General features: G+C 60.9%; 1 protein-coding gene and 1 pseudogene. One reads left to right on the top strand and one right to left on the bottom strand.

The annotated features are described in order from the left end of the window. The first annotated feature begins 218 nt into the window (after nt 1-218). Complete coding sequence (locus DYI37_RS19665) at nt 219-2,618, top strand: bifunctional diguanylate cyclase/phosphodiesterase (protein WP_245414021.1); 2,400 nt, start codon at nt 219-221, stop codon at nt 2,616-2,618. A 555-nt stretch (nt 2,619-3,173) separates the two neighbouring features. Here DYI37_RS19665 and DYI37_RS20100 read toward each other — a convergent pair. Then, a pseudogene (locus tag DYI37_RS20100) lies at nt 3,174-3,481 on the bottom strand (methyl-accepting chemotaxis protein); the annotation flags it as partial.

Consider the following 3,481-nt stretch of genomic DNA (forward strand, 5'->3'; position numbering starts at 1 on the left):
AACACGCAGCTTTCCGAACTGGGCGATGGGGTTCGTGGGAACGTCCGATCGTGATGCGGAGCGTTTCGCGGCCGTCGGCACGTCCAGCGGATTCGATCCCGCGCGCCTCAGCGGCGACCAGATCCATACCCTTCTGCGCGATCTGACGATCGAGGAGGAAGCTGCATGAGACAGGCACGCCCGCGAGGGGCCGAGACGGCGACCATCGAGAAACGATCTTGAACCAAATTCTTACATGTCTCCAGCAGGACCATGATCCCTGGCTTTTGTCTGCTGCCGGGTTCGTCTGCCTGATCGGTGTCTACGCCTCGTTCTCGCTCGCCCAGCATGCCGGTCGATCCGAAGAGTCATCCAGGCAGCGCTGGGGGTTTCTTGCGATTCTTTCCGCAGGCTGCACGGCATGGGCGACACACATGATCGCCCTGCTCGCGTTTCAGCCGGGAATGGCGTCGGGGTTCGATCCCCTGCTCACGGCCCTCTCGCTCGTTTTCGTGGTCGCGGGAATCGGCGTCGGCATCGGTCTGGCGATCGGAACACGGGATCGCAGGTTGAGGTTTTTCGCTGGCCTCGTCCTCGGCCTCTCGATCACGCTTCTGCATTATGTCGGACAAGCCGGCTATCGCGTCGCCGGTACGGTGTCCTGGGACGTCGGACTGGCAGGTGGAACGGTTCTCGCCAGCCTCGTCATGAACGGCATCGCGATGGTTGTGGCAGGCGAACGGAATCGCAGTCTGCGCCGCTTCGGCGCACCCATGCTGTTCGCGGCGATCGCCGTCCTCCACCTCGGCGGCATGACGGCGATTCAACTGACGTTCGATCCGCGCATTCGCTTGCCGGACTATACGATGGCGCCGAACGTCATCGCGCCGATCGTTGCGGGCGTCTGCCTCGGCCTCATGGCGCTGGCATTCCTCGGATTGCGCTTCACGCTCAACGCTCGGGCGCAGACCCGCCGTGACCAGGCTCGACTGAGGGAACTGGCAAACCTTGCTATCGAGGGGCTGGCGATCTGCGACGGCGCCGTCATCACCGCCGTCAACGACAGTCTACAGAAGCTTTCGGGAAGAACCAGAGACGATCTGATCGGACAGGATCTCGGCACGCTCCTGCCCACCACCGCCCTTCAGGAACTGGGTCTGCGCGAAGAAGGTGATGCGGAACTCATCGGTGCCAACGGCCAGCTCGTCCCAGTCCGCGTTCTTCGCAGCGAGGTGACGGTGGGCTCGGCCAAGCAGACGGTCGTCGCGATCCGCGATCAGCGGGAACGCCTGAAGATGGAGGCGACCTTCCGACGTCTGGCCTATACCGACACGCTGACAGGGCTGACAAATCGTCTGCGTTTCAACGAGCTCTTGGCGCGCAAGGCCAATCACCCGCAGCGCTCGCAAAATCCGTTCGCCCTTCTGGCTCTGGATCTCGACCGATTCAAATGGATCAACGATACGCTCGGGCACTCCGTCGGTGATCTCGTCCTGCAGCAGGTCGCTGTCCGGCTTGAGGAACTCGTTCAGCCGGGCGACACCATCGCCCGGCTTGGCGGGGACGAATTCATGCTTCTGCTGCCTGAAGAAAAAGACCGGGCAAGAGATATTGCAGAACGAGCCGTTCTGTCACTGCGCCAACCCTACGCCGTGCAGGGGCTTACGATCGAGATCGGGGTCAGTGTCGGTATCGCGTACTCGCAGACCGATGGGGATACAGGCGACGAGCTAACGAGCAATGCGGATCTCGCTCTCTACCGCGCAAAGCAGTCAGGGAGAAACAGGATCTGTAAATTCGAGCCGCAAATGCTTCTCGATGCGCTCGCGCGTCGTACTCTGGAGATGGACCTCAGGCTGGCCCTGCAACGTGACGAGTTCGTGGTTCATTATCAGCCGCAGATCGACGCATCGACAGGGGCGTTCCAGGGCGCCGAAGCGCTGGTACGATGGCAGCACCCCACCAAAGGCTTGGTCTCGCCGGCAGATTTTATACCGCTTGCCGAAGAACTCGGCCTCATCGGCACGATCGGCCAAAAAGTCCTTGCCGTGGCATGCCGGGAGGCATTGTCGTGGCCAAGCGAGTTCACGGTGGCCGTGAACCTCTCTGCTCACCAACTTACCGAGATCGATCTCGTTCAGAAGGTAGCCGCGGTCCTATCGGCGACTGGACTGCCGTCCTCGCGTCTTGAACTGGAGGTGACCGAAAGTGCTCTTCTCCAGGACACCGACCGCACCCACGCCAACCTGCACGGTATCCACGAACTCGGTGTCCGCGTCTCACTCGACGATTTCGGAACAGGCTACTCGTCCCTCAGCCACCTGACACAGTTCCCCTTCGACAAACTGAAAATTGATCAGTCTTTCGTCAGGCGACTTCCCGGTGACAACAACAGCGTCGCCATCGTGCAAGCCGTCGTCGGCCTTGCGGACAAACTGAAGATGACGGTTACGATGGAAGGCGTAGAACGCGAAGAACAGCGCGCTTTTGCAAAGCGCGAGGGCTGTCAGGGAATTCAGGGCTATCTCGTCAGCCGCCCGATCGCGTCCCATGAGCTTGGCGAATTGTTCGACCCGCATCGTGTGTCCGATCACGAGTGGAATCGGACTACTCCAGTCGAGGCTGGACTGAAACGCTGACACGATAAGCGTGTGATCGAGGGCGATCGTTTTGCGCAGGCTGTCCATTGAGTTCATGGCGTCTTGGCGGACTGTACGAGGCGGTATGATATTCGTCAACATTTCCACGATGAACGCACACCTCGCCGAGATATCGAGCGTCGTCGCGCAAGGCGCCCATGCAGTTCTCATCATGGATGGCGCTGGCTGCCACTGTTCCGCGACGCTTCACGTGCCGGACAACATCACGGATCCTGACCCTGTCGTCCTACGCACCCTAGCTCAATGCAATTGACAGCATTGGGCCTACCTGTGATCGAACAAGCCCGCCATCAGCGTATTCGACAGCTAAGGTGACATTGTTGATCGCTTCTGCCGGACCTGGAACTTCTTCGCCAACGATCAAAATCGCATTCGATCAATCGCCGATCGCGAATACGCCATAGCGGTCAGTGGTTAGGGCCGTTGGCATTACTTATCTCAAGAATGTCCAACCTAACGAAGGATCGAAACGGAAAAAGGCCAACTTGCGCCGGCCTTTCCATCGTTCATCGGTGCGCCGGGCGGGCGACTGGCTCAGAACTCTTCCCAGTCGTCCATCGCGGCAGCGGTGGCTGCGCCGCCCGATCCGGTGGTGCGCATCTGGGTGACGGGTCTCTGGGCTGCCATGCGCTCGGGCTGGCGCTCGGGTGCCTTTGCCCTGTGGGGGGCGCCGCGATGGGCGGCAGCCGGCGCGCTTCTCATCTGGGTAGCGGGAGCCGCATGCGTCACCTTGAAGTGCTGGATGATCTCGCCGAGCTGCTGGGTGTCGCTGTCGAGGGAGGCGCAGGCGGCGGTCGCCTGTTCCACCATGGCCGCGTTCTGCTGGGTCAGCTTGTCCATCT

This window comes from Fulvimarina endophytica, assembly GCF_003403015.1.
In the GTDB taxonomy this organism is placed as follows: Bacteria; Pseudomonadota; Alphaproteobacteria; order Rhizobiales; family Rhizobiaceae; genus Fulvimarina; species Fulvimarina endophytica.